The following is a 25586-nucleotide window of genomic DNA, read 5'->3' as shown; positions in this document are numbered from 1 at the left end:
ACGAGCATGGACGAGCAGCGCACCGGCCGCGGCGGCGGCGCGGCGAAGGCCCGGTTTGGCCCTGGGCACCCTTCGGCGGATAGCCTTCCCGCCGTGCCGAAACCCGATCAAACCACCGTGACTCCGCCCCGCCCGACCGGGACCACCGCCCTGCCGCTCGCCGAGCTGGCCGACCGGATGGGCCTCGCGCCCGTCGAGGGGGGCGACGTCACCGGCGTCACCCACGACTCCCGCGCGGTCCGTCCGGGCGACGTGTACGTGGCCTTCCCGGGCGCCAACCACCACGGCGCGGCCTTCGCCGCGAAGGCCGCCGAGGCCGGCGCGGTGGCGGTGCTCACCGACCCGGCCGGGGCCGAGCTGGCCGCCGGGACGGGCCTGCCGCTGCTGGTCGTCGACCGGCCGCGGGCCCGGATGGGGGAGCTGGCCGCGATCGTCTACGGGCACCCCTCCGAGCGGCTGCTGATGATCGGGCTGACCGGTACCAACGGCAAGACCACCACCTCCTACCTCGTCGAGGGCGGCCTGCGCGGCGCCGGGCGCAGCCCGGGCGTCATCGGCACCGTCGAGATGCGGGTCGGCGAGGAGCGGATCAAGAGCGAGCGCACCACCCCCGAGGCCACCGACCTGCACGCGATCCTCGGCGTGATGGCCGAGCGCGGCGCCGACGCGGTGACCATGGAGGTCTCCAGCCACGCCCTGGTCTTCGGCCGCACCGACGGCGTGGCCTACGACGTCGCGCTGTTCAACAACCTCACCCCCGAGCACCTCGACTTCCACCCGGACATGGAGGACTACTTCCAGGCGAAGGCCCGGCTCTTCCAGCCCGGCAAGTCCCGCCTGGGCGTGGTCAACCTGGACGACGCGTACGGCCGCCGGCTCGCCGCCGAGGCCGAGATCCCGGTGACCACCTTCTCCGCCACCGGGGCCCCCGAGGCCGACTGGCGGGCCGTGGACGTGCAGCTCGGCCCGGCCGGCTCCTCCTTCCGCGTGGTCGGCCCGGACGGCGCGGCGGCCGACGCCTCCGTGCCGCTGCCCGGCCCGTTCAACGTCGCCAACGCGCTCGCCGCGATCACCGCGCTGGTCACCGCCGGGCTGCCGCTGGAGCGGGCGGTGGCCGGCGTCGCCGCCGTCCCCGGCGTCCCCGGCCGGCTGGAGCGGGTGGACGCGGGCCAGCCGTACGTCGCCGTGGTCGACTACGCGCACAAGCCGGACGCCCTGAACGCCGTCCTGAGCTCGCTGCGCGAGGTCACCAAGGGCCGGCTGCACGTCGTCGTCGGCTGCGGCGGCGACCGGGACCCGCACAAGCGCGGCCCGATGGGCGACATCGCCGCCCGCCTCGCCGACACCGCCGTGCTGACCAGCGACAACCCGCGCAGCGAGGACCCGCTGGCGATCCTCGCCAGCATGCTGAACGGCGCCGCCGCCGTCCCCGAGGCCGAGCGCGGGGCCGTCCTGGTCGTGCCCGACCGGGCCGAGGCGATCGGCCTGGCCGTCGCCCGCGCCCAGGCGGGCGACACCGTGCTGGTGGCCGGCAAGGGCCACGAGCTCGGCCAGTACGTACGAGACGAGATCCGCCCCTTCGACGACCGGGAGGTGCTGCACGAGGCGATCAGGCACAGCGCCGTCGTGCGGACCACGGCCGTCAAGGGCGACCGAGGAGTAGAGCAGCAGTGATCGCACTGACCCTCGCCGAGGTGGCCGCCGCGGTCGGAGGCACCCTCGACGGTGCCGACCCCGACACCCCGGTCACCGGCCCGGTCGAGGTCGACTCGCGCAAGGTGACCCCCGGCGGCCTGTTCGCGGCCTTCGTCGGCGAGCACGCCGACGGCCACGAGTACGCGGCCACCGCGGTCGCGGCCGGAGCCGTCGCCGTGCTGGCCTCCCGCCCGGTCGGCGTCCCCGCCGTCCTGGTCGACAGTGTGGTGGACGCGCTCGGCAAGCTGGCCCGTACCGTGGTCGCCCGCGCCGAGGGCACCGCCGTGGTCGCGCTGACCGGCTCGGCCGGCAAGACCAGCACCAAGGACCTGATCGCCCAGCTGCTCCAGCGCCTGGGCGACACCGTCTACCCGCCGGGCTCGCTCAACAACGAGATCGGCCACCCGATGACCGCGCTGCGGGTCGAGGCCGGCACCCGGCACCTGGTGATGGAGATGGGCGCCCGGCACAAGGGCGACATCGAGTACCTCACCTCGATCACCCCGCCGGACATCGCACTGGTGCTCAACGTCGGCACCGCGCACGTCGGCGAGTTCGGCTCGCAGGAGGCGATCGCCGAGGCCAAGGGCGAGATCGTCGAGGCGCTCCCGGCCGACGGCACCGCGATCCTCAACGCGGACGACCGGCTGGTGCGCGCCATGGCGGCCCGGACCAGGGCGAAGGTCGTGTACTTCGGCGAGTCCCCGGACGCCCACGTGCGGGCGACCGACGTTCGCCTGGACGCCACCGGACGGCCATCGTTCACGCTCACCACCCCGGCCGGTTCCGCGCCCGTGCAGCTGCGCCTGTACGGTGAGCACCACGTCTCGAACGCCCTCGCCGCCGCAGCGGTGGCGACGGAGCTCGGGATGACCGTCGACGACACCGCCGCCGCCCTGGGCGAGGCGGGTGCGCTGTCCCGCTGGCGCATGGAGGTCGTCGACCGGGCCGATGGTGTCACCGTCGTCAACGACGCCTACAACGCGAACCCCGACTCGATGCGGGCCGCGCTGCGGGCGCTGGTCTCGATGGGGGGCCGGGGCCCGGAGCGCCGCCGCACCTGGGCGGTGCTCGGCGAGATGCGGGAGCTCGGCGAGGAGAGCCTGGCCGAGCACGACGCCATCGGACGGCTCGCCGTCCGGCTGGACGTCACCAAGCTGGTGGCGGTCGGCGGACGCGAGGCGGCCTGCATGGAACTCGGCGCGAGGAACGAAGGTTCGTGGGGTGAGGAGTCGGTGCTGGTGTCCGACGCGGACGCGGCGGTCGAACTGCTGCGCAGTCAGCTGCGGCCCGGGGATGTGGTCCTGGTGAAGGCGTCCCGTTCGGTGGGGCTGGAGAAGGTGGCCGAGGCGATCCTGGCGGACGGTGCTGCCCGATGATGAAGCAGATCCTGATCTCCGGGATGATCGGTCTGATCCTCTCGCTGATCGGCACCCCCGCCCTGATCAAGCTGCTCGCCCGTCAGGGCTACGGCCAGTACATCCGCGACGACGGCCCCAAGGCGCACCACAGCAAGAAGGGCACGCCCACCATGGGCGGCATCGCCTTCATCCTGGCGACCCTGATCGCGTACTTCGGCACGAAGGCGATAACGGGCGACAGTCCGACCGCCTCGGGCCTGCTGGTGCTCTTCCTGACGACCGGTCTGGGCCTGGTCGGCTTCCTCGACGACTACATCAAGGTCGTCAAGCGCCGCTCGCTGGGCCTGCGGGCCAAGGCGAAGCTGGCCGGGCAGTCGATCGTCGGCCTGGCCTTCGCCGTCCTGGCGCTGCAGTTCCACGACGACCGCGGCCTCAGCCCCGCCTCCCAGTCGCTGTCCTTCGTGCGCGACTTCAAGTGGGCGATCGGCCCCGTGCTGTTCGTCATCTTCGCCTACTTCATGATCGCGGCGACCTCCAACGGCGTGAACCTGACGGACGGTCTGGACGGCCTGGCCACCGGCGCCTCGGTGATGGCCTTCGGCGCCTACACCTTCATCGGGCTCTGGGAGTACTCGCAGAGCTGCGCCTACTTCATCTCCGCCACCGGTGCCTGCTACGACGTCCGCGACCCGCTGGACCTCGCGGTGGTCGCGGCCGCCCTGATGGGCTCCTGCTTCGGCTTCCTGTGGTGGAACACCTCGCCCGCCAAGATCTTCATGGGCGACACCGGCTCGCTCGCCCTCGGCGGCGCCCTGGCCGGCCTCGCGATCTGCTCGCGCACCGAGCTGCTGCTGATCATCCTCGGCGGCCTCTTCATGATCATCACCCTGTCGGTGATCATCCAGGTCGGCTCCTTCCGGATGACCGGCAAGCGCGTCTTCAAGATGGCGCCGCTGCAGCACCACTTCGAACTCAAGGGCTGGAGCGAAGTCCTGGTCGTGGTCCGCTTCTGGATCATCCAGGGCCTCTGCGTGGCCGTCGGCCTCGGCCTCTTCTACGCGGGATACCGGGCGGGATGACGAACTCCGACAGCGACACCACCGACTTCACCGAGCTGCCCGTCGTCGTCGCCGGGCTCGGCGTCTCCGGCATCAGCGCCGCCCGCGTCCTGCGCGGCCTCGGCGCGAGCGTCACCGTCGTCGACGGCGGCAGCGGCGCGGGCCTGGTGGCGCGCGCCGCCGAGCTCGAGAAGCTGGGCGTCGCCGTGCGCCTGGGCGACGGCGACAGCCTGCCCGAGGGCACCCGGCTGATCGTCACCTCGCCCGGCTGGGCACCCGACAGCCCGCTGTTCGCCGCCGCCGCGGCGGCCGGCGTCGAGGTCTGGGGCGACGTCGAACTCGCCTGGCGCCTGCGCAGGCCGCTGCCCGCCACCGGCGAGCCCGCCCCCTGGCTGGCCGTCACCGGCACCAACGGCAAGACCACCACCGTCCAGATGCTCGCCTCGATCCTCGCCGCCGCCGGCAGGCGCACCGCCGCCGTCGGCAACGTCGGGGTCTCGGTGCTGGACGCGGTGCTCGCCGAGGAGCCGTACGACGTCCTCGCCGTCGAGCTCTCCAGCTACCAGCTGCACTGGGCGCCCTCGCTGCGCCCGTACTCGGCCGCCGTGCTCAACCTGGCGCCCGACCACCTCGACTGGCACGGCTCGATGGAGGCGTACGCCGCCGACAAGGGCCGGATCTACGAGGGCAACGTCGTCGCCTGCGTGTACAACCTGGCCGACCCGGCCACCGAGGCGCTGGTCATGGAGGCCGACGTCGAGGAGGGCTGCCGGGCGATCGGCTTCGGCCTCGGCGCGCCCAGCCCGTCGAACTTCGGCGTGGTGGACGGGCTGCTGGTGGACCGGGCCTTCGTCGAGGACCGGTCCAAGAACGCCGCCGAGCTCGGGTCCGTCGAGGACGTCAACCCGCCGGCGCCGCACAACATCGCCAACGCGCTCGCCGCGGCGGCGCTGGCGCGCTCGTACGGGGTCGACACCAAGGCCGTCCGCGAGGGCCTGCGGGCCTTCCGCCCGGACGCCCACCGGATCGCCGAGGTCGGCACCGTCCGCGAGATCACCTACATCGACGACTCCAAGGCCACCAACACCCACGCCGCGGCCGCCTCGCTGGCCGCCTACCGGCCGATCGTCTGGATCGCCGGGGGACTGGCCAAGGGCGCGACCTTCGACGACCTCGTCCAGGGCGCGGCCGAGCGGCTGCGCGCGGTGGTGCTGATCGGCCAGGACCGCGCGGTGATCCGCGAGGCCCTGGAGCGACACGCTCCGGATGTGCCGGTGATCGAGGCGGCCGAGGGCCACACTGGCGCGGTGGCGATGGCCGAGATCGTTCGAACGGCCGCGTCGCTCGCCCGATCGGGTGACACGGTGCTGCTGGCGCCGGCCTGCGCCTCGATGGACATGTTCACCAACTACGGCGAGCGCGGCGACCTGTTCGCGGCGGCCGTGCGGGACCTGGCGGACGAGTAGCCGGCCCCGCGTGGGGGCGGCGTACGAGAACAGTGAGCGGGGAGCGGTGGCGGGGCTGGGCGGCAGGGCGGATTCCGGAGCGGGCGGCAAGGACTCCGGCGAGCCGTGGCGCGTGATCTCCGCCACCACGACCAAGTACAAGTCGGCCGGTCCGCTGGCCCGGCTGCGGGCCTTCCGGGCCGGTGTCGGGTACTGGCTGGATCGGCCGCTCACGCCCTACCTGCTGGTGCTGGGCACCGTCCTGCTGCTGGTCGTGCTCGGCCTGATGATGGTCTTCTCGGCCTCGCAGATCCTCGCCCTGAACCAGCACCACACCGCGCAGTACTACTTCCTCAAGCAGCTGATCGCGGCCATCCTCGGCCTCGTCCTGCTGATCGGCTTCGCCTCCGTGCCGGTGGCGGTGCTGCGGGTGATCGTCTACCCGGTGATGTTCGGCGTGATCGGCGCGCTCGCGCTGGTCGCCGTCCCCGGCATCGGGGTGCGGATCAACGGCAACCAGAACTGGCTGGACTTCGGCTTCTTCCAGTTCCAGCCCTCGGAGTTCGCCAAGCTCGCGCTGGTCCTCTGGGGCGCCGACCTGCTCGCCCGCAAGCAGAAGGCCGGCACCCTCAACTCGTGGAAGCACCTGCTGGTGCCGCTGGTGCCCGGGGCCCTGCTGCTGCTCGCGCTGATCATGATCGGCGGCGACATGGGGACCTCGATGATCCTCGTCGCCATGGTCTTCGCGCTGCTGTGGATGGTCGGCGCGCCCCTGCGCCTGTTCGTCGCCACCCTCGGGGTGGCCGTCGTGGTCTGCACCGCCCTGGTCGTCACCGTCCCGCACCGGGCGGAGCGGCTGGGCTGCATCGGCGTCACCAAACTCGACCCCGACGGCGCCTGCTTCCAGGCCCTGCACGGCGCCTACTCCTTCGCCCTCGGCGGCGGCTTCGGCACGGGCCTGGGCGCCGGCGTCGAGAAGTGGGGGCAACTGCCCGAGGCGCACACCGACTTCATCTTCGCCGCCACCGGCGAGGAACTCGGTCTCGTGGGGACGCTGTCGGTGATCGGTCTCTTCGCGGCACTAGGCTACGCGGGTATCCGTGTGGCCATCGGTACGAAGGACCCCTTCGTCAGGTACGCCGCGGGAGCCGCCACCACCTGGATCATGGCTCAGGCCATGATCAACCTGGGGTCGGCGCTGGGACTGCTGCCCATCGCGGGCGTCCCGCTCCCGCTGTTCTCCTACGGCGGTTCCGCCATGCTGTCGGCCATGTCCGCGATCGGGGTGCTGCTCTGCCTGGCACGCAGCTCCTCGGGCGCGAAGGCGGCCCTGGCCGCCCGGACCAAGAACTCCCGGATCAGGAAGCGACTGGCCCGGGTGCTGCCACGACGACGAACCACAGCGCGCCCGGCCCCGGGGCCGGCACGCAGGGAGCGGTGAATTTCGGTGCATGTCGTACTCGCCGGCGGGGGGACCGCCGGTCACATCGAACCGGCCATGGCCCTCGCGGACGCACTCCGCAGGCACGACCCGTCCGTCGGGATCACCGCCCTGGGCACCGAGAGGGGCCTGGAGACCCGGCTGGTACCCGAGCGCGGCTACCAGCTGGAGCTGATCCCGGCCGTCCCGCTGCCCCGCAAGCCCACCCCCGAGCTGATCACCGTCCCCGGCCGGCTGCGCGGCACCGTCCGGGCCGCCCAGGAGATCATCGAGCGGGTCAACGCCGACTGCGTGGTCGGCTTCGGCGGCTACGTGGCCATGCCCGCCTACCTGGCCGCCAAGCGCGCCGGCGTGCCGATCGTGGTGCACGAGGCCAACGCCCGCCCGGGCCTGGCCAACAAGATCGGCGCCCGCTACTCCGACTTCGTCGCCGTCTCCACCCCGGACAGCAAGCTGCGCGACTCCCGGTACATCGGCATCCCGCTGCGCCGGACCATCGCCACCCTGGACCGGGGCGCCACCCGGCCCGAGGCCCGCCAGTACTTCGGCCTCGACCAGCGGCTGCCCACCCTGCTCGTCTCCGGCGGCTCCCAGGGCGCCCGGCGGCTGAACGAGACGATCACCGCGATCGCCCCGAGGCTGCAGCAGTACGGCGTCCAGATCCTGCACGCCGTCGGCCCGAAGAACGAGCTGCCCATGGTCGCGGACGTCCCCGGGATGCCGCCGTACCGCCCGGTGCCGTACATCGACCGGATGGACCTCGCCTACGCCGCCGCCGACCTGATGCTCTGCCGGGCCGGCGCCATGACCGTGGCCGAGCTGGCCGCCGTCGGCCTGCCCGCCGCCTTCGTGCCGCTGCCGATCGGCAACGGCGAGCAGCGGCTGAACGCCCAGCCGATGGTCAAGGCCGGCGGCGGTCTGCTGGTGGACGACGCCGAGCTGACCTCGGACTGGGTGCTCCAGAACGTGCTGCCGGTGCTCACCGACCCGCAGCGGCTCTGGGACATGAGCCGGGCGGCCGCCGAGTTCGGCCGCCGGGACGCCGACGACCTGCTGGTCGGCATGGTCTACGAGGCCATCCAGGCCCACCGGGGCGGCCGCCGCCGTGGCTGACGGCCGGCTCGCCGACCCCCTGGAGGAGGAGCTGGAGGACGAGGAGAACGCCCCTCGCCTCCGGCTCTCCCGGCGGGGTGTCGTGGTGCTGAGCGTGCTCGGCGCCGCGGTGGTCGGTGTGCTGGCCTGGCTGGTGTTCTACTCCTCGGTGCTGGACGTGCGCAGCGTCGCCGTCCAGGGCGCGCCGGACGACAACCTGACCCCGGACCAGGTGCGGCAGTCGATCGGCAAGCTGGCCGACGGCCCGCTGGCCCGGGTCGACCTGGACGAGGCCCGGCACCGGGTGGAGGCGATCCCCCGGGTGGCGAAGGCCGAGGTGTGGCGGGGCTGGCCGCACACCCTGCGCGTGAAGGTCGTCCAGCGCACGGCGGCGGCCGCCGTCAAGGGGGAGGATGGCAGATTCACCCAGGTGGACGCCTCGGGAGTGAGCTTCGCCACCGACGCGGCCCCACCGGCGGGAGTGCCGGTGGTGGAGCTGCGGCTCAGTCAGCCGGCCCTGGACGTGGAGTCGGTGATCTCGCGTCCGCAGCTGGTGCGCGGGGCGGTGGCGGTGGCCGCCGGGCTCCCGCCGGACCTCGCCAAGCGGGCCGGATCGGTGCTCGTGCACTCCTACGACGACATCGAGCTGCAGCTCAGCGGCGGTGCGACGGTGCGTTGGGGGAGTCCGGACCAGATCGACCGCAAGGCCCGGGTGCTGGTCGCACTGATGAACCAGAAGGGTACGAACTACGACGTGAGTGCGCCGGAGGCGCCGGCGGTGTCCGGCTGATCCGGTAGGTTCTGTGGCTGAGGGAGGGGTTGACGCCTCGAAGTGTCGGCCCGACCCTTGGTGGTCACCCCGGTTTCGTAAGCCGGCCGATGATCACATAGGCTCAAAAGAAAAAGGGAAGCTCGGCGTGTTCGTTGAAACACGTGCCCGGAGCCACCTAGTGTCCTGTGTCACCAGACTGTGTCCCCTGGTGATGTGACGGTGGCGCAGCACTAACCCTAAAGGTCAAGTTTAGGGTTGGGGTCGGTGGTCGGCATTTCGGACATTCAGTCAGAAACCGCGCTCCCTACCCATCGACATCCGTCGGTACGTCCCCCCACTGGGTCGAGCCGACCCGGAAATTCGAGGCGAGAGGGCCTTCGACGTGGCAGCACCGCAGAACTACCTCGCAGTCATCAAGGTCGTCGGAATCGGCGGCGGTGGTGTCAATGCCATCAACCGGATGATCGAGGTCGGTCTCAAGGGCGTCGAGTTCATCGCGATCAACACCGATGCGCAGGCCCTCCTGATGAGCGACGCCGACGTCAAGCTCGATGTGGGCCGTGAACTCACCCGGGGCCTCGGCGCCGGCGCCAACCCCGAGGTCGGCCGCAAGGCCGCCGAGGACCACCGCGAGGAGATCGAGGAGGTCCTCAAGGGGGCCGACATGGTCTTCGTGACGGCCGGCGAGGGCGGTGGCACGGGCACGGGCGGCGCGCCCGTCGTCGCCAACATCGCGCGCTCCCTGGGCGCCCTGACGATCGGCGTGGTCACCCGCCCGTTCACCTTCGAGGGCCGCCGCCGCGCCAACCAGGCCGAGGACGGCATCGCCTCTCTGCGTGAAGAGGTCGACACCCTCATCGTCATCCCCAACGACCGGCTGCTGTCCATCTCGGACCGCCAGGTCAGCGTGCTCGACGCGTTCCGCTCGGCCGACCAGGTCCTGCTCTCCGGTGTCCAGGGCATCACCGACCTGATCACCACCCCGGGTCTGATCAACCTCGACTTCGCCGACGTCAAGTCCGTCATGTCGGACGCCGGTTCGGCGCTCATGGGCATCGGCTCGGCCCGCGGCGAGGACCGCGCCAAGGCCGCCGCCGTGATGGCGATCTCCTCCCCGCTGCTGGAGGCCTCGATCGACGGCGCCCGCGGCGTGCTGCTGTCCATCTCGGGCGGCTCCGACCTCGGCCTGTTCGAGATCAACGAGTCGGCCCAGCTGGTCAGCGAGGCCGCGCACCCCGAGGCGAACATCATCTTCGGCGCCGTCATCGACGACGCGCTCGGCGACGAGGTGCGCGTCACCGTCATCGCGGCCGGCTTCGACGGCGGGCAGCCGCCGGCGATCGTCCGCGACCCGGTGGTCAAGGCCTCCGCCTCCACGGCGTCCACCCCGGCGGCCGCCCCGGAGCGCCCGGCCTCCCGCCCGTCCTACGGCGGCATCGGCTCGGTGACCTCCCGTTCGGAGAGCGAGACCCCGGCGTCGGCCCGTTCCGCCGAGGCCCCGGCCACCACGACGGCCGCCCCGGTGCCGCCGCAGGTCCAGCCGGCCCGCCAGCCGTACGTGGAGAGCCCGGCCGAGGAGCTCGACGTGCCGGATTTCCTTAAGTGATCGAACACGCGATCCACGCGGGTGCTCACTTCGCCTTCACCGACCGGTGGGGCGGGGTGAGCACTTCGCCGTACGGGGAGCTCAACCTCGGCGGCGCGGTGGGGGACGACCCGGAGGCCGTCCGGGAGAACCGGGTGCTGGCCGCCCGGGAACTGGGGATCGAACCGGCCGACGTGGTCTGGATGAACCAGGTGCACGGTGCCGAGGTGTCCGTGGTGACGCGGCGCCAGGCGGACGGGCAGGCGCCGACCGTGGACGGGATGGTCAGCGACCGGCCGCTCGCGCTGGCGGTGCTGACCGCCGACTGCACCCCCGTGCTGCTGGCCGACCCGGTGGCGGGCGTGGTGGGCGCGGCCCACGCGGGCCGGCCCGGGCTGGCGGCCGGGGTGGTGCCCGCGACCGTACGGGCGATGGTCGGACTCGGGGCCGAGCCGGCGCGGATCACCGCCGCCACCGGCCCCGCGGTCTGCGGACGCTGCTACGAGGTGCCCGCCGAGATGCGCGCCGAGGTCGCGGCCGTGGTGCCGGCGGCCTTCGCGGAGACCTCCTGGGGGACCCCGGCGCTGGACGTGGCGGAGGGTGTCGCGGCGCAGCTGGCCGAGGCGGGCGTCACCTCGCTGGTGCGCTCACCGGTCTGCACGCTGGAATCGACCGACCACTACTCCTACCGGCGCGAGCGGCGCACGGGCCGGCTCGCGAGCTACGTCTGGTTGGGCTCTGATCATTGATGACGAACGACATCTACGGACCGTTCCCGGGCGGCCCCGAATTCTTGGGAGCGCTGACGGAGGGCCAGCGGGCCCGCTACGAGGAACTGGGCACCAACCTCGAGGTGGTCGAGCGCCGGATCGCGGACGCCTGTGCGGCCGCCGGGCGCCCCCGCGAGGACGTGACCCTGGTCGTCGTCACCAAGACCTACCCCGCCGAGGACAGCGCGCTGCTGGCCGGGCTCGGGGTGCGGGACGTCGCGGAGAACCGCGACCAGGACGCCGCGCCCAAGGCGGAGCAGTGCAGAAACCTTCCTCTTGACTGGCACTTCGTCGGGCAGTTGCAGACCAACAAGGCCCGCTCGGTCGTCCGGTACGCGAACCGGGTGCACTCGGTGGACCGGCTGCGGCTGGTCGAGTCGCTCTCGGCCGCCGTGCTCAAGGCGGAGCGCCCGGAGCTGGGGTGCCTGGTGCAGGTGGCCCTCGACAAGGAGCACGGAGAGGGCGAGCACCGGGCCGGGGTCGCGCCGGAGGACGTGGCCGAACTGGCCGACGCGATCGCCGACACGCCCGGGCTGCGACTTGACGGTGTGATGACCGTCGCTCCGCTCGCCGGCCCGCTGGCCGGGGATCCGGCCCGCGCCTTCGATCGACTGATGGAAATCGCAACCGGCGTACGGACGACCCATCCTGCTGCCACCATGGTTTCCGCAGGCATGAGCGGGGACCTCGAGCAGGCGATCGCCGCCGGTGCGACACATGTACGCGTCGGAACGGCGGTACTCGGAGTGAGGTCACCCCTCGGGTAACGTCACCGGGTAGTAGATCAGACTGCAGGACAAAATAGGACAGAATCTAGCAGCTCCTCGGGGCTGCTGGCGAACCGTGGATCGCAGCTCCGCGGCCCCCACTCCACGAACCCTGACAGGCCGTCGGCCTGACGCGCCGTCGTGGGGGGACCGCGGAATCCGCTGGTCAGGGCCGTGGCCCGGCGGTCCACCACTAGCGGAGGAGACAGGAGCATGGCCGGCGCGATGCGCAAGATGGCGGTCTACCTCGGCCTCGTGGAGGACGAGACGTACGACGGCCAGGGGTACGACCCCGACGACGACTACGACGCGGACCCCGAGCCGATCCGCACGGGACAGCGCACCGAGGACATCCCGCGGCCCGCCGCCGCGCCCGCCCCGGTCTCCTCGATCACCCCGCAGCCGGTGCCGGCCGCGGTGCCGATCCGGCAGGAGACCCCGAGGATGGCCCCAGTGTCGTCCATCACACCCGAACGCCGCCACAACCTGGAGAAGAGCGCCCCGGTGATCATGCCCAAGGTAGTGAACGAACGAGAGCCCTACCGCATCACCACGCTGCACCCTCGCACCTACAACGAGGCCCGCACCATCGGGGAACAGTTCCGCGGCGGGACCCCGGTGATCATGAATTTGACCGAGATGGACGACACCGACGCGAAGCGGCTCGTAGACTTCGCGGCTGGACTCGTCTTCGGTCTGCACGGCAGTATCGAGCGCGTGACACAGAAGGTGTTCCTGCTGTCGCCTGCTAACGTCGATGTCACGGCGGAGGACAAGGCTCGGATCGCCGAGGGTGGGTTCTTCAACCAGAGCTGACCCGGCCACGACTGTACGTGTGGAACTGATCAACAGTGGGTCAACGACAGGTGACGAGCGACGGTCCTAGGGCCAACGCCGGGGAGAGGGAAGCGCGATGAACATCGTGTGGGCGGTGCTCTACTACGCCCTTGTCGTCTTCCTGGTGTTCCTGCTCGTGAGGCTGGTGATGGACTGGGTCTTCCAGTTCGCGCGTTCGTGGCGCCCCGGCAGGGCCATGGTCCTGGTGCTGGAGGCCACGTACACTCTCACCGATCCTCCGCTCAAGCTTCTGCGGCGGTTCATCCCGCCGTTGCGTTTCGGGGGCGTGGCGCTCGACCTGTCCTTCTTCGTACTGATGATCATTGTGTATGTCCTGATCTCGCTTGTGCACCCCTAGTCGTAGGTGAGCGATGCGACAGGATGCCGGTGTGCCGACGATCACGTTGAGGTGAAGAGATGCCATTGACCCCCGAGGACGTTCGGAACAAGCAGTTCACGACCGTCCGCCTGCGTGAAGGCTATGACGAGGACGAGGTCGATGCCTTCCTCGACGAGGTCGAGGCGGAGCTGACCCGCCTCCTCCGGGAGAACGAGGACCTGCGGGCCAAGCTCGCGGCCGCGACTCGCGCCGCCGCGCAGAACCAGGCCAACATGCGCAAGGAGCCGCCGCAGGACTCGCGTCCCGGCGCCCCCGTGCCGGCCGCCATATCCGGCCCGCCGGTCCCCGGCCAGCAGGGCCCGGGCGGACCGCAGCAGATGGGTCCCGGTGGCCCGCAGCAGATGGGCCCCGGCGGTCCGCAGCAGCAGATGGGCCAGCCGATGGGCGGCCAGACCATGGGTGGCCAGCAGCAGATGGGCGGCCAGCAGATGGGTGGCCAGCAGCCGCTGGGCCTGCCCTCCGGCGCCCCGCAGCTGCCCGCGGGCCCCGGTGGCCAGCAGCAGCAGATGGGCCAGACCATGGGCGGCCAGCAGCAGCTGGTCCAGCCGATGGGCGGTCAGATGCTGCAGCCCATGGGCGGTCCCGGTGGCCCGCAGCAGATGGGCAACCCGATGGGCCAGGGCATGGGCCAGCAGCAGATGCAGCCGATGGGCGGCCCCATGGGTGGCCAGCAGCAGATGGGCGGCCCCCTCGGTGGCCCCGCCCCGATGCAGCAGCAGGGCCCCGGTGGCGACAGCGCCGCCCGCGTCCTCGCCCTCGCGCAGCAGACCGCCGACCAGGCGATCTCCGAGGCCCGCTCCGAGGCCAACAAGATCGTCGGCGAGGCGCGCAGCCGGGCCGAGGGTCTGGAGCGCGACGCCCGTGCCAAGGCCGACGCCCTGGAGCGGGACGCGCAGGAGAAGCACCGCGTCGCGATGGGGTCGCTGGAGTCGGCCCGGGCCACGCTGGAGCGCAAGGTCGAGGACCTGCGGGCGTTCGAGCGTGAGTACCGCACGCGACTGAAGTCGTACCTGGAGACCCAGCTGCGCCAGCTGGAGTCGCAGGCCGACGACTCGCTCGCTCCGCCGCGGATCCCCGCCACGGCCTCGCTGCCGCCGGCGGCCTCGTCGATGGCTCCGGCCGGGATGAGCTCCGCTCCGTCCTTCGGTGGCAACCAGCCTTCGTACGGGGGGTCGTCGCCTTCGTTCGGTGGGCAGAGCGCGTTCGGTGGGAGTGCTCCGGCGCCGTCGTTCGGCGGGCAGGCGGGCGGTGGCAGTGGTGCTCCGCAGATGCAGCCGGCCGGGATGACGCAGCCGATGGCGGCCGTGCGGCCGCAGCCTCCGCAGCCGATGCAGCAGGCTCCGGCGCCGATGCGGGGCTTTCTGATCGACGAGGACGGCGACAACTGAGGTTGTAGTCGGGTTCTTCGGGGCGTCCCCTTTTCGGCCTTCGGGTCGGGGAGGGGGCGCCCCTTTTGTGTTTGGGGTGGGGTGGGGGTGGGGTCGTTGGGGGGTGGCTCTCGGGAGGGTGGGTGGCGGGGGCGGCTCCGGGGGGGGCCGCTCCGCGGGGCTGGATGATTTTCAGACTGCCGACTCTGTGGGTGGGGGTTGGGCGCCGTTGGCAGTCTGAAAATCACCCGCAACGCCCCGCTCCGGGCCACCCCCTCCGCCGCCCCCTCCCGCAGCGCGTCCCTCTCGCTGGGGTTGGTCGTGGGGGTGGTGGGGTGGGGCGGGGTGGTGGGTGGGTGCGGGTGGGGTGGTGGTGGTTGCGGCCGCGTGGGCTTGCGCCCTGCGCGGCCGCTGGGGAATGGCGAAGCCGCCGTCCTTTGGGGGAGGACGGCGGCTTCGGGGGCCTTGTTATGCCTTGCGGAGTTGGAAGGCGAGGCCGAGGGATTCGTCGGTGAAGGTCTCGGAGGTCCAGTCGGCTGCGCCGGCGGCGAAGTCGGTGGCGAGGACCTCGTCGGCGACGAGGGGGCCGTGTTCGGCGATGGCTTCGGCGGTGTCCTCGGTGGTGGCGCGCCAGCGGAGGACGATGCGGTCGGCTACGTCGAGGCCGGAGTTCTTGCGGGCCTCCTGGATCTGGCGGATGGCGTCGCGGGCGATGCCGAGGCGCTTGAGTTCCGGGGTGATGGCCAGGTCGAGGGCGACGGTGGCGCCGGACTCGTTGGCGACGGCCCAGCCCTCGCGGGGGGTTTCGGTGATGATCACTTCGTCGGGGGAGAGGGTGATCGTCTCGCCGTTCAGGTCGACGCCGGTTTCGCCGGTGGCGCGGAGTTCGGCGGCGAGGCGGGCGGCGTCGGTGGCGGCGACGGCCTTGGCGACGTCCTGGACGCCCTTGCCGAAGCGCTTGCCCAGGGCGCGGAAGTTGGCCTTGGCGCTGGTGTCGACCAGGGAGCCCCCGACCTCGGCGAGGGACTCCAGGGTGGAGACGTTGAGCTCCTCGGCGATCTGGGCGCGCAGGTCGGCGGGGAGTTCCTCCCAGCCCTGGGCGGCGACCAGGGCGCGGGAGAGCGGCTGGCGGGTCTTCACGCCGGACTCGGCGCGGGTGGCGCGGCCGAGCTCCACCAGGCGGCGGACCAGGGTCATGTGGCGGGAGAGGTCAGGGTCGATCAGGGTCTCGTCGGCCTGGGGCCAGGTCGAGAGGTGGACCGAGGCCGGGGCGTCGGGGGCGACGGGGACGACCAGGTCCTGCCAGACGCGCTCGGTGATGAAGGGGGTGAGCGGGGCCATCAGGCGGGTGACGGTCTCCAGGGCCTCGTGCAGGGTGGCGAGCGCGGCCGCGTCGCCCTGCCAGAAGCGGCGGCGGCCGCGGCGGACGTACCAGTTGGAGAGGTCGTCGACGAAGCCGGAGAGCAGCTTGCCGGCGCGCTGGGTGTCGTACGCCTCGTAGGCGGCGTCGACCTCGCGGACCAGGGTGTTCAGCTCGGAGAGCACCCAGCGGTCCAGCTGCGGGCGGTCGGCCGGGGCCGGGTCGCTCGCGGAGGGCGCCCAGTCGGAGGTGCGGGCGTACAGGGCCTGGAAGGCGACGGTGTTCCAGTAGGTGAGGAGGGTCTTGCGGACCACCTCCTGGATGGTGCCGTGGCCGACGCGGCGGGCCGACCAGGGGGAGCCGCCGGCGGCCATGAACCAGCGGACGGCGTCGGCGCCGTGCTGGTCCATCAGCGGGATGGGCTGCAGGATGTTGCCCAGGTGCTTGGACATCTTGCGGCCGTCCTCGGCCAGGATGTGGCCCAGGCAGACGACGTTCTCGTAGCTGTTCCTGTCGAACACCAGGGTGCCGACGGCCATCAGCGTGTAGAACCAGCCGCGGGTCTGGTCGATCGCCTCGGAGATGAACTGCGCCGGGTAGCGCTTCTCGAACAGCTCCTTGTTCTGGTACGGGTAGCCGTACTGGGCGAAGGGCATGGAGCCCGAGTCGTACCAGGCGTCGATGACCTCGGGCACGCGGGTGGCGGTGGTGCCGCACTCGCGGCAGTCGAAGGTGACCGCGTCGATGAAGGGGCGGTGCGGGTCGAGGGCGCTCTGGTCGGTGCCGGTGAGCTCGCTGAGTTCGGCGAGGGAGGCGACGCAGGTGAGGTGGTTCTCCTCGCAGCGCCAGATCGGCAGCGGGGTGCCCCAGTAGCGGTTGCGGCTGAGCGCCCAGTCGACGTTGTTGTTCAGCCAGTCGCCGAAGCGGCCGTGCTTGACCGTCTCCGGGAACCAGTTGGTGGCCTCGTTCTCGCGGATCAGCGCGTCCTTGACGGCGGTGGTCCGGATGTACCAGGACGGCTGCGCGTAGTAGAGCAGCGCGGTGTGGCAGCGCCAGCAGTGCGGGTAGCTGTGCTCGTACGGGACGTGGCGGAAGAGCAGGCCGCGTTCCTTGAGGTCCTTGACCAGGTCCTCGTCGGCCTTCTTGAAGAACTGGCCGCCGACCAGGGGGACTTCGGGGGCGAAGGTGCCGTCCGGCAGGACGGGGTTGACCACCGGCAGGCCGTAACGGCGGCAGACCGCGAGGTCGTCGGCGCCGAAGGCCGGGGACTGGTGGACGATGCCGGTGCCGTCCTCGGTGGTGACGTAGTCGGCGTTGAGGACGAAGTGCGCGTTCTCGATCGCGACCAGCTCGAAGGGGCGCTGGTAGTTCCAGTGCTCCATCTCGGCGCCGGTGAAGGACTCGCCGGTGGGCTCCCAGCCCTCGCCGAGGGCCTTGGCGAGCAGCGGCTCGGCGACGACCAGGTTCTCGGTGCCGTCGGTGGCCACCACGTAGGTGACCTCGGGGTGCACGGCGAGGGCGGTGTTGGAGACCAGGGTCCAGGGGGTGGTGGTCCAGGCGAGCAGGGACGCCCGGCCGGCCAGCGGGCCGCCGGTGAGCGGGAAGCGGACGTAGACCGAGGGGTCGACGACCGTCTCGTAGCCCTGGGCCAGCTCGTGGTCGGACAGGCCCGTGCCGCAGCGGGGGCACCAGGGGGCGACGCGGTGGTCCTGGACCAGCAGGCCCTTGTCGAAGATCTGCTTCAGCGACCACCAGACGGACTGGACGTAGGACGGGTCCATCGTCCGGTACGCCTCGTCGAGGTCGACCCAGTAGCCCATCCGGGTGGTGAGCTCGGCGAAGGCGTCGGTGTGGCGGGTCACCGAGTCGCGGCACTTCGCGTTGAACTCGGCGATGCCGTACGCCTCGATGTCCTGCTTGCCGGAGAAGCCCAGCTCCTTCTCGACGGCCAGCTCGACCGGGAGGCCGTGGCAGTCCCAGCCGGCCTTGCGGGCGACGTGGTAGCCCTTCATCGTCCGGTACCGGGGGAAGACGTCCTTGAAGACGCGGGCCTCGATGTGGTGCGCGCCGGGCATGCCGTTGGCGGTCGGCGGGCCCTCGTAGAACACCCACTCGGGGCGGCCCTCGGACTGCTCCAGGCTGCGCTGGAAGATCTTGTTGTCCTGCCAGAAGGAGAGGATCTGGTGTTCGAGGGCGGGGAGATCAACCTGTGCGGGGACGGGGTTATAGGTACTCATCGCGGGCGTCTACCTCCGGCGGATGCTGGGACTGGATCCTCCGGAGGGACGAGACGGCCTTCGCCGACCCGCGGTACCACCCTCCTTGGCCGCGGTTGGTGCGCTGCGGCCCTCTTGTTTGGGGTTGCTGCCGGGTCTAGTGGGCCGCCTCGCGGTGGCCGTTCTTCCGGCGGCTCCGGGGTGATCTTCCCGCTGTGCACACCCCCGGGCTCACACCGTCCCCGGGTCGCTGGTGGCTGCGTACGTCGGTACTCGTCCCATCTGCGCCTTGCAGGCACAAGTGTATCGGCCTGCCGCAAGTCGATTCCGCCACGCGGGCCGGGGTGGTGCGGGGGCGCGCGGCGGGCGGGTTCGGGGGGCGGTTAGGCGGGGGTGATCTGGGCAGAAGTCTGTCAGCGCGAGGGGCGTGGCGATTGGGGCGGCTGCCTGGGTGGGATCACTGTGAGGTGCCGGTATGTCATGTTGTGACCGGTTTTGATCAGGATTATCGTTCCGGCACTGGAGGCCGCCGGGAACCGGCGGCTCGATTCGTTCGTAGATGGGGTCGAAGCCATGGCTGAGAAGGCAACCGGCGCGGGCACCGCCACCAAGCGGGCACGCAAAGCCGTGGCGGTCGATCCAGGGGAGGGGATTGTGACCACAACAGCACCGAAGACGGACACCGTCACCGTGGCGCGGGGCGCCGAGTCGGTGGACCCGGCCACGCTGCCCGTGCGGCCCGGCGAGGAGCCGTGGACCGCCGAGGAGGTCCACGAGCTGCACGACGAGCTGATCGGCGACCTCGAGCGGCTGCGCAGCGAGATCGACGCCGCCGACGCCGCCATCGCGGGCCTGATGCGCGACTCCAACGACGGAGCCGGCGACGACCAGGTGGACGCCGGTACGAAGAACATCTCGCGCGAGAGCGAGCTGGCGCTGGCCAACAACGCCCGCGACAGCCTCGCCCAGACCGAGCGGGCGCTGGAGCGGCTGGAGGGCGTCGGCTTCGGGGTCTGCGAGTCCTGCGGACAGGCCGTGGGCAAGGCCCGGCTGCAGGCGTTCCCCCGGGCGACGCTCTGTGTGCAGTGCAAGGCCAAGCAGGAACGCCGCTGAACCCGGCCACCGGGGCGACGTGGGGGGTCGGGCTTGCCGTACGCTCGACCCCGTAACGTCGGTCGGCGCGTTCGCGGACGCGCCCAGGTCCTCAGCGGACCACTTTCATCGGCAGCGGAGCGGATCATCAGTACGCAAGGTTCCCCCCAGACCCGGGACGACGCCGTCCCGAACCAGGCCGATGACGTGGAGGCGGCCGTGGCCGAATCTGCCGAGCCCACGACGGACGGGATTCCGGAGGCCGGGGCCACGGCGGCGGGCAAGGGCAAGGGGCGGCGCCGGGTCGGCGTGCTGCTGGTCGTGGCGGTGCTGGCCTTCCTGATCGACCTGGGCAGCAAGCTGCTGGTCGTCGCCAGGCTGGAGAACCACGCGGCGATCAAGGTGATCGGCGACATCGTCACCTTCCAGGTGATCCGCAACTCCGGCGCCGCGTTCGGCATGGGCCAGGCGCTGACCGTCGTCTTCACGATGATCGCCTCGGCCGTCATCGTGGTGATCTGGCGGATCGCCCGCCGGCTGTACAGCCTGCCCTGGGCGATCGCGCTCGGGCTGCTGCTGGGCGGGGCGCTCGGCAACCTCACGGACCGGCTGTTCCGGGCGCCCGGCGTCTTCCGGGGGCACGTGGTGGACTTCATCTCCGTCCAGCACTTCGCGGTGTTCAACCTCGCGGACTCGGCCATCGTCTGCGGCGGCATCCTCGTGGTGCTGCTCTCGTTCCGGGGCAGTAACCCGGACGGCAGTGTCCACCAGCCGGTCGAGAAGGCCGAGAAGCCCGAGAAGGCCGGGGACAAGGGCGAGTAAGGGGCGGCCGGACGGCCTTCGGGGCAGGGGCGGGCCGCCGCTTCCGGCATACTCGTACGGGTGAGTACCGCAGCGCAGATCCGCAGCCTCCCCGTTCCCGACGGCCTGGAGGGTGAGCGCCTCGACGCCGCCCTCGGCCGGATGTTCGGCTTCTCCCGGACCAAGGCCGCCGAGCTGGCCGCCGAGGGCAAGGTGACGCTCGACGGCGCGGTGGCCGGAAAGTCGGACCGGGTGACCGCCGGTTCCTGGCTGGAGGTCGAGATCCCCGCCCCCGCCGCCGCCGTGCAGATCATCGCCGAGCCGGTCGAGGGCATGCGGATCGTCCACGAGGACGAGGACATCGTGCTCGTCGACAAGCCGGTCGGCGTCGCCGCCCACCCCAGCCCCGGCTGGACCGGCCCGACCGTGATCGGCGGGCTGGCCGCCGCCGGCTACCGGATCTCCACCTCGGGCGCCGCCGAGCGCCAGGGCGTCGTGCACCGGCTGGACGTCGGCACCTCCGGGCTGATGGTCGTCGCCAAGTCCGAGCGCGCCTACACCGACCTCAAGCGGCAGTTCCACGACCGGATCACCGACAAGCGCTACCACACGCTCGTCCAGGGCCACCCGGACCCGATGAGCGGCACCGTGGATGCGCCGATCGGGCGCCACCCCAGCTCGGACTGGAAGTGGGCCGTCACCAAGGACGGCAAGCCCTCCGTCACCCACTACGACCTCATCGAGGCGTACCGGGCGGCCTCGCTGCTCGCCGTCAAGCTGGAGACCGGGCGCACCCACCAGATCCGCGTCCACATGTCCGCGCTGCGCCACCCCTGCGTCGGCGACCTCACGTACGGGGCCGACCCGACGCTCGCCAAGCGGCTCGGGCTGACCCGGCAGTGGCTGCACGCGGTCTCGCTGGGGTTCGAGCACCCGGCGGACGGGCAGTGGGTCGAGTTCACCAGCGACTACTCGGCGGACCTGCAGAAGGCGCTGGACATCATCGCGGCGGAGAGCTGAGATGACCGCCTCCATCCGGACGGCCTCCGGGGAGGCGGACCTCGCACTGGTGTGGGAGGTCCGGCGGGCGGTGTTCGTCGTCGAGCAGCACGTGCCGGAGGAGCTGGAGTGGGACGAGTACGACGCCACCTCGGTGCACCTGCTGGCCCTCGCCGAGGACGGCGCCGCGCTGGGGACGGCGCGGCTGATCTTCGGGGAGCAGGCCTGGAAGGAGACCGGGGGCGTCGCCGGGCGGGTGCTGCTCGGGCGGCTCGCGGTCGTCGGGGCGGCCCGGGGCACGGGGCTCGGGGCCCGGCTGGTGCGGGCGATCGAGGCCGAGGCGCGTGAGCGCGGGGCCGCGGAGGTCGAGCTGCACGCGCAGGTGCGGGCGCTCGGGTTCTACGAGCGGCTCGGGTACGTGGCCGAGGGGCCGGTGTACGACTCGGTCGGTATTCCGCACCGGATGATGACGAGGACGTTGTAGTCGGTTCTGTGTCGGGAGATCCCCGTGCCCCCTCTGTGGGGGTGCGGGGATTTTTCGGTTCAGCCGTCGGTGGTGCGCAGCCGGGGGAGGGCGCCGGGGTGGTGGTCGCGCAGGTGGGCGATCAGGTGCTCGCGGACGTCGAAGCGGAGCCGGGCGGCGTCGTCGGGGTTGCGGGCGGTCATCGTGGCGCGGACGACGATGGTGCTGGGGGTGGTGTCGGTGACGTCGAGGGCCCAGTCGGCGCCGTCCCACAGCGGGTGCTCCTCCAGGTGGGCGTGGAGGGCGGCGCGCAGCTCGCCGACCGGGGTGGTGTGGTCGAGGTGCAGCAGGACGGAGGCGAGGAGGCCCGGGTCGCGGCGGGTCCAGTTCTCGAAGGGCTTGCTGACGAAGTAGGAGACCGGGACGACCAGCCGGCGGGAGTCCCAGAGCCGGACCACCAGGTAGGAGAGGGTGATCTCCTCGACGGTGCCCTGCTGGCCGTCCACCACCACCGTGTCGTCGATGCGGACGGTGTCGCCGAAGGCGATCTGCAGGCCCGCGAAGAAGTTGCCCAGGGTGCTCTGGGCGGCGATGCCCGCGACGATGCCGATGATGCCGGCGGAGGCGAGCAGGCTGGCGCCGATGGTGCGCATGGCGGAGAAGGTCAGCAGCATCACGGCGAGGGTGACCACGACGATCACCGCGCTGACCACCCGGCGCAGCATGCCGATCTGCGTGCGCACCCGCTGGACGCGCGCCGGATCGGCGGTGACGCTCTCGTAGCGGCTGAGCAGGGCCTCCAGGAGGGCGGCCACCACGCGGACGGTGAGCCAGCCGAGGGAGGCGAGCAGGAGCAGCAGGAGGAGGTGGCGGAGGCCCTCCTCCTCGGTGAGGTGGAGGATCCGCCGAAGCGGGTGGGTGGCGAGCAGCAGGGCCGCCACGACGGTGAGCTGGAGCGGGACGCGGCAGCGGCGCAGCTGCGCCCAGACGGGGGCCTCGGGGTGGCCGGCGGCCAGGCGCTGGAGGGTCTGGTCGACGATCCAGCCGATCGCCAGGGTGGCGGCGACGGTGGCGAGCAGGGTGAGCAGGGACCAGAGCACGGGACCTTCTCGGGGTGGGCGTGAGCCGTACGATACCCGGGCGTTACGGGGTGAAGCGGACATCGGCCCGGGGCCCGTTCCCGGGCTTCCGCCCGGGGGAGTTCGTGGACGGGCTTCGGGGCCTTATCGGGTGCCTACCGTGGTGGCCGATACGATCAACGGTCATGGAGTTCGGTGGGGCGTGGCGTCGCTTGCGCGGCCGGGGTACGTCCGTCAGACGCAGGGTGCTGGCAGGGGTCGTGGCCCTGGTGGCGGTGGCCGGGGTCGGCACGGCGACGGTCGCCTCGGGCGGTCAGCAGGCCGTCCGGGAGGAGGACCGCTTCCTCAGCATGCCGGAGACGCCTGGCAGCTCCCAGCAGGTCCAGCTGGACACCTCGTTCTTCACCACGGGCGACGGCCGGCGGCCCGCCGTGCTGCTGGCGCACGGGTTCGGCGGGTCCAAGGAGGGTGAGCGCGAGCGCGCCCAGCAACTGGCCCGGCAGGGGTACGCGGTGCTGACCTGGTCGGCGCGGGGCTTCGGACGCTCCGGCGGGAAGATCGGGCTGAACGCGCCGGACCGCGAGGTCGAGGACGTCAAGCACCTGGTCGACTGGCTGGCCCAGCGGCCCGAGGTGCAGCTCGACGGCGCCGGGGACCCGCGGGTGGGCATCACCGGCGCCTCGTACGGCGGGGCGATCGCGCTGCTCGCCTCCGCGTACGACGACCGGATCGACGCGGTGTCCAGCCAGATCACCTGGTGGAACCTGGCCGACGCGCTGTTCCCGCAGAACGTGCGGGGCTCGGGCGCGGCCGACGGCGTGTTCAAGAAGCTGTGGGCCGGGATCTTCTTCACCACCGGCTCCGCCGGGGACCTCGGGCCCTCGGGGGGCTCGCCGCGCGGCGGCGGGGCGAAGCCGGCGGGGGCCGGGGTGGCGGCCGGGCAGGTCGGCTGCGGGCGGTTCCTGGAGTCGCTGTGCGCGATGTACGACCGGGTCGCCACCGCCGGGCACGCCGATCCGGAGGCCGTGGCACTGCTGGAGCGCTCCAGCCCGTCCTCGGTGGCCGGGCGGCTCAAGGTGCCCACGCTGGTGGTGCAGGGGCAGCAGGACTCGCTGTTCCCGCTCGACCAGGGGGACCGCATCGCCAAGGCGGTGGCGGCCAACGGGGCGCCCGTCGCGGTGGACTGGTTCGCGGGCGGGCACGACGGCGGGACGGACACCAGCGCGCGGGTGGACGACCGGGTGACGGCCTGGTTCGACCGGTACCTCATGGGCGGCGAGAGCACGGACACCGGCCCGGCGTTCCGGGTGACCCGGACCGGCGGGGTCGACTCGACGGGCTTCCAGGCCGTGCTGCGCGGCGCCACGGCGGACCACTACCCGGGGCTCGGCGGGACGGGCAGCCGCACGGTCGAGCTGACCGGCGGCGAGCAGACCGTCGCCAACCCGCCCGGCGGGGCCCCGCCGGGCATCTCGACGCTGCCCGGGATCGGCGCGCTCAGCCAGGCCGCCTCGCTGGGCGCCGGGCTGTCCCTGGACTTCCCCGGGCAGAACGCCGCCTTCGACTCCGCGCCGCTGGACAAGGCGCTGCACCTGACCGGGCAGCCGACCGTACCGGTGAAGGTGTCGGCGGACCGGGCGGACGCGGTGCTGTTCGCGAAGCTGTACGACGTCGGCCCGGACGGGAAGTCGGTGCTGCCGCAGCAGCTGGCCGCCCCGCTGCGGGTGACCGGCGCGGACGCCGGGCGGACGGTCACGGTGACGCTGCCCACCGTCGACCACACCTTCCCCGCCGGGCACCGGGTGCGCCTCGTGCTGGCCGCCACGGACCTGGCGTACGCCTCGCCGGTGGAGCCGGCCGTCTACAAGGTCGCGCCGGCCGGGGTGCTGAGCGCGCCGACCGTGGAGGAACTGGTCACCGAGGCGGCGCCGCTGCCCGCGCGGACCTGGCTGCTGCCGATCGGGGCGGTGCTGGTGGCGGCCGCGCTGGTGCTGGTGCCCCGGCTGCGGCGCCGGCGGGCGGCGCGCGGGAGGGACTTCGACCCGGAGCTGGCCGGGGTGCCGCTGCAGATCACCGGGCTGAGCAAGCGCTACAAGGGCTCCCAGGACCGGTACGCCGTCCGGGAGCTGGGCTTCCGGGTGGAGCAGGGGCAGGTGCTCGGGCTGCTCGGGCCCAACGGCGCGGGCAAGACCACCAGCCTGCGGATGCTGATGGGCCTGATCCGGCCGGACGCCGGGGAGATCCGGATCTTCGGGCACCTGGTGAAGGCCGGGGCGCCGGTGCTGTCGCGCGTCGGCGCGTTCGTCGAGGGCGCGGGCTTCCTGCCGCACCTCAGCGGACGGGCCAACCTGCGGCTGTACTGGCAGGCGACCGGCCGGCCCGAGGCCGACGCGCACTACGAGGAGGCGCTGGCGATCGCCGGGCTCGGCGAGGCGCTGGACCGCGCGGTGCGCACCTACTCGCAGGGCATGCGGCAGCGCCTCGCCATCGCGCAGGCGATGCTCGGGATGCCGGACCTGCTGATCCTCGACGAGCCGACCAACGGGCTGGACCCGCCGCAGATCCGGGAGATGCGCGAGGTGATGATCCGGTACGCGGCCGCCGGGCGGACCGTCATCGTCTCCAGCCACCTGCTGGCCGAGGTCGAGCAGAGCTGTACGGACCTGGTGGTCATGGACCGCGGGCGGCTGGTCACGGCCGGGCCCGTGAGCGAGATCGTCGGGGCCGGGGAGCTGCTGATGATCGGGGTGGCCTCCGGCTTCGACCCGGAGGCGGCCGCCGGGAAGGTGGGCGCGCTGGCCGGGGTCGGCTCGGCGGAGGCCGTCGAGGGCGGGCTGCTGGTGCGGCTCGACGGGCTCGCGGCGAGTGAACTGCTGGCGGAACTGGTGCGGATGGGCGTGCCGGTGGAGAGCGCGGGGCCGCAGCGGCGGCTCGAGGACGCGTTCCTGTCGTTGATCGGAGGTGGTGCGGCGTGAGCGCCGTCTCG

20 protein-coding genes are annotated in these 25586 nt (G+C 72.2%); 18 read left to right on the top strand and 2 right to left on the bottom strand.

Features of this window, described 5'->3' with window-relative positions; all coding sequences use genetic code 11:
• Window positions 1-6 precede the first annotated feature (6 nt).
• The 13 genes from ACIBCA_RS23515 (at window position 7) to ACIBCA_RS23455 (ending at window position 14611) form a co-directional block, all read left to right on the top strand.
• Window positions 7-1674, top strand: coding sequence for a UDP-N-acetylmuramoyl-L-alanyl-D-glutamate--2,6-diaminopimelate ligase (locus ACIBCA_RS23515; RefSeq protein ID WP_396284913.1), 1668 nt, complete (start codon window positions 7-9; stop codon window positions 1672-1674).
• Entirely contained in the window at window positions 1671-3074 is a 1404-nt protein-coding gene (gene murF, locus ACIBCA_RS23510) for a UDP-N-acetylmuramoyl-tripeptide--D-alanyl-D-alanine ligase (protein WP_396284912.1), read from the top strand. The genes ACIBCA_RS23515 and murF overlap by 4 nt, the downstream gene beginning before the upstream one ends.
• Window positions 3074-4135, top strand: a complete 1062-nt coding sequence (gene mraY, locus ACIBCA_RS23505) for a phospho-N-acetylmuramoyl-pentapeptide-transferase (RefSeq protein ID WP_396285020.1) — start codon at window positions 3074-3076, stop codon at window positions 4133-4135. The genes murF and mraY overlap by 1 nt, the downstream gene beginning before the upstream one ends.
• Window positions 4132-5580: a UDP-N-acetylmuramoyl-L-alanine--D-glutamate ligase gene (gene murD, locus ACIBCA_RS23500; RefSeq protein WP_396284911.1), complete on the top strand. Its 1449-nt coding sequence runs from the start codon at window positions 4132-4134 to the stop codon at window positions 5578-5580. Before mraY ends, murD begins: the two co-directional genes overlap by 4 nt.
• Before the next feature lie 112 nt (window positions 5581-5692).
• Window positions 5693-7000: a putative lipid II flippase FtsW gene (gene ftsW, locus ACIBCA_RS23495; RefSeq protein ID WP_396285019.1), complete on the top strand. Its 1308-nt coding sequence runs from the start codon at window positions 5693-5695 to the stop codon at window positions 6998-7000.
• 6 nt (window positions 7001-7006) lie between these two features.
• Window positions 7007-8113, top strand: coding sequence for an undecaprenyldiphospho-muramoylpentapeptide beta-N-acetylglucosaminyltransferase (murG, locus tag ACIBCA_RS23490; RefSeq protein ID WP_396284910.1), 1107 nt, complete (start codon window positions 7007-7009; stop codon window positions 8111-8113).
• Window positions 8106-8882, top strand: coding sequence for a cell division protein FtsQ/DivIB (locus ACIBCA_RS23485; RefSeq protein ID WP_396284909.1), 777 nt, complete (start codon window positions 8106-8108; stop codon window positions 8880-8882). Before murG ends, ACIBCA_RS23485 begins: the two co-directional genes overlap by 8 nt.
• A 364-nt stretch (window positions 8883-9246) precedes the next feature.
• On the top strand, window positions 9247-10470 hold the full coding sequence (gene ftsZ / locus ACIBCA_RS23480; protein WP_396284908.1) for a cell division protein FtsZ: 1224 nt from the start codon (window positions 9247-9249) through the stop codon (window positions 10468-10470).
• Window positions 10467-11198: a peptidoglycan editing factor PgeF gene (gene pgeF, locus ACIBCA_RS23475; protein WP_396284907.1), complete on the top strand. Its 732-nt coding sequence runs from the start codon at window positions 10467-10469 to the stop codon at window positions 11196-11198. The genes ftsZ and pgeF overlap by 4 nt, the downstream gene beginning before the upstream one ends.
• Window positions 11198-11986, top strand: a complete 789-nt coding sequence (locus tag ACIBCA_RS23470) for a YggS family pyridoxal phosphate-dependent enzyme (protein WP_396284906.1) — start codon at window positions 11198-11200, stop codon at window positions 11984-11986. The genes pgeF and ACIBCA_RS23470 overlap by 1 nt, the downstream gene beginning before the upstream one ends.
• A gap of 213 nt (window positions 11987-12199) precedes the next feature.
• The gene (locus ACIBCA_RS23465; protein ID WP_031071810.1) at window positions 12200-12802 is read left to right on the top strand and encodes a cell division protein SepF; all 603 of its coding nucleotides are present in this window, start codon (window positions 12200-12202) and stop codon (window positions 12800-12802) included.
• Between the two features lie 97 nt (window positions 12803-12899).
• Window positions 12900-13181: a YggT family protein gene (locus ACIBCA_RS23460; RefSeq protein WP_031071808.1), complete on the top strand. Its 282-nt coding sequence runs from the start codon at window positions 12900-12902 to the stop codon at window positions 13179-13181.
• 59 nt (window positions 13182-13240) lie between these two features.
• Window positions 13241-14611 carry a DivIVA domain-containing protein gene (locus tag ACIBCA_RS23455; RefSeq protein ID WP_396284905.1) on the top strand — a complete coding sequence of 457 codons (1371 nt, stop codon included), beginning with the start codon at window positions 13241-13243 and terminating at the stop codon, window positions 14609-14611.
• A gap of 447 nt (window positions 14612-15058) precedes the next feature.
• Here the strand turns inward: ACIBCA_RS23455 and ileS are convergent, their stop codons facing one another.
• Complete coding sequence (gene ileS, locus ACIBCA_RS23450; protein WP_396284904.1) at window positions 15059-18187, bottom strand: isoleucine--tRNA ligase; 3129 nt, start codon at window positions 18185-18187, stop codon at window positions 15059-15061.
• A 633-nt stretch (window positions 18188-18820) separates the two neighbouring features.
• Here ileS and ACIBCA_RS23445 point away from each other — a divergent pair.
• The 4 genes from ACIBCA_RS23445 to ACIBCA_RS23430 all read left to right on the top strand — a co-directional run bounded on the left by ACIBCA_RS23445 (window position 18821) and on the right by ACIBCA_RS23430 (window position 21542).
• Window positions 18821-19279, top strand: a complete 459-nt coding sequence (locus ACIBCA_RS23445; RefSeq protein WP_396284903.1) for a TraR/DksA family transcriptional regulator — start codon at window positions 18821-18823, stop codon at window positions 19277-19279.
• A 123-nt stretch (window positions 19280-19402) separates the two neighbouring features.
• Window positions 19403-20080, top strand: coding sequence for a signal peptidase II (lspA, locus tag ACIBCA_RS23440; RefSeq protein ID WP_396285018.1), 678 nt, complete (start codon window positions 19403-19405; stop codon window positions 20078-20080).
• Between the two features lie 60 nt (window positions 20081-20140).
• Window positions 20141-21079: an RluA family pseudouridine synthase gene (locus ACIBCA_RS23435; protein WP_396284902.1), complete on the top strand. Its 939-nt coding sequence runs from the start codon at window positions 20141-20143 to the stop codon at window positions 21077-21079.
• Between the two features lies 1 nt (window position 21080).
• Complete coding sequence (locus ACIBCA_RS23430) at window positions 21081-21542, top strand: GNAT family N-acetyltransferase (RefSeq protein WP_396284901.1); 462 nt, start codon at window positions 21081-21083, stop codon at window positions 21540-21542.
• 59 nt (window positions 21543-21601) lie between these two features.
• Here the strand turns inward: ACIBCA_RS23430 and ACIBCA_RS23425 are convergent, their stop codons facing one another.
• Complete coding sequence (locus ACIBCA_RS23425) at window positions 21602-22621, bottom strand: mechanosensitive ion channel family protein (RefSeq protein ID WP_396284900.1); 1020 nt, start codon at window positions 22619-22621, stop codon at window positions 21602-21604.
• Between the two features lie 164 nt (window positions 22622-22785).
• Between ACIBCA_RS23425 and ACIBCA_RS23420 the strand changes: the two genes are divergently transcribed.
• Complete coding sequence (locus tag ACIBCA_RS23420; RefSeq protein ID WP_396284899.1) at window positions 22786-25575, top strand: alpha/beta fold hydrolase; 2790 nt, start codon at window positions 22786-22788, stop codon at window positions 25573-25575.
• Window positions 25576-25586: the final 11 nt, after the last annotated feature.

It is taken from the genome of Kitasatospora sp. NPDC051170, from assembly GCF_044455705.1.
GTDB lineage: Bacteria > Actinomycetota > Actinomycetes > Streptomycetales > Streptomycetaceae > Kitasatospora.
This window is presented reverse-complemented; position numbering and strand designations above follow the sequence as displayed.

Bases quoted from the DNA above. Each gene is read 5' to 3' on its own strand.
- ACIBCA_RS23515 (WP_396284913.1), top strand. From the start codon at position 7: ATGGACGAGCAGCGCACCGGCCGCGGCGGCGGCGCGGCGAAGGCCCGG.
- mraY (WP_396285020.1), top strand. From the start codon at position 3,074: ATGAAGCAGATCCTGATCTCCGGGATGATCGGTCTGATCCTCTCGCTG.
- murD (WP_396284911.1), top strand. From the start codon at position 4,132: ATGACGAACTCCGACAGCGACACCACCGACTTCACCGAGCTGCCCGTC.
- ACIBCA_RS23470 (WP_396284906.1), top strand. From the start codon at position 11,198: ATGACGAACGACATCTACGGACCGTTCCCGGGCGGCCCCGAATTCTTG.
- ACIBCA_RS23465 (WP_031071810.1), top strand. From the start codon at position 12,200: ATGGCCGGCGCGATGCGCAAGATGGCGGTCTACCTCGGCCTCGTGGAG.
- ACIBCA_RS23460 (WP_031071808.1), top strand. From the start codon at position 12,900: ATGAACATCGTGTGGGCGGTGCTCTACTACGCCCTTGTCGTCTTCCTG.
- ACIBCA_RS23455 (WP_396284905.1), top strand. From the start codon at position 13,241: ATGCCATTGACCCCCGAGGACGTTCGGAACAAGCAGTTCACGACCGTC.
- ileS (WP_396284904.1), bottom strand. From the start codon at position 18,187: ATGAGTACCTATAACCCCGTCCCCGCACAGGTTGATCTCCCCGCCCTC.
- ACIBCA_RS23430 (WP_396284901.1), top strand. From the start codon at position 21,081: ATGACCGCCTCCATCCGGACGGCCTCCGGGGAGGCGGACCTCGCACTG.
- ACIBCA_RS23420 (WP_396284899.1), top strand. From the start codon at position 22,786: ATGGAGTTCGGTGGGGCGTGGCGTCGCTTGCGCGGCCGGGGTACGTCC.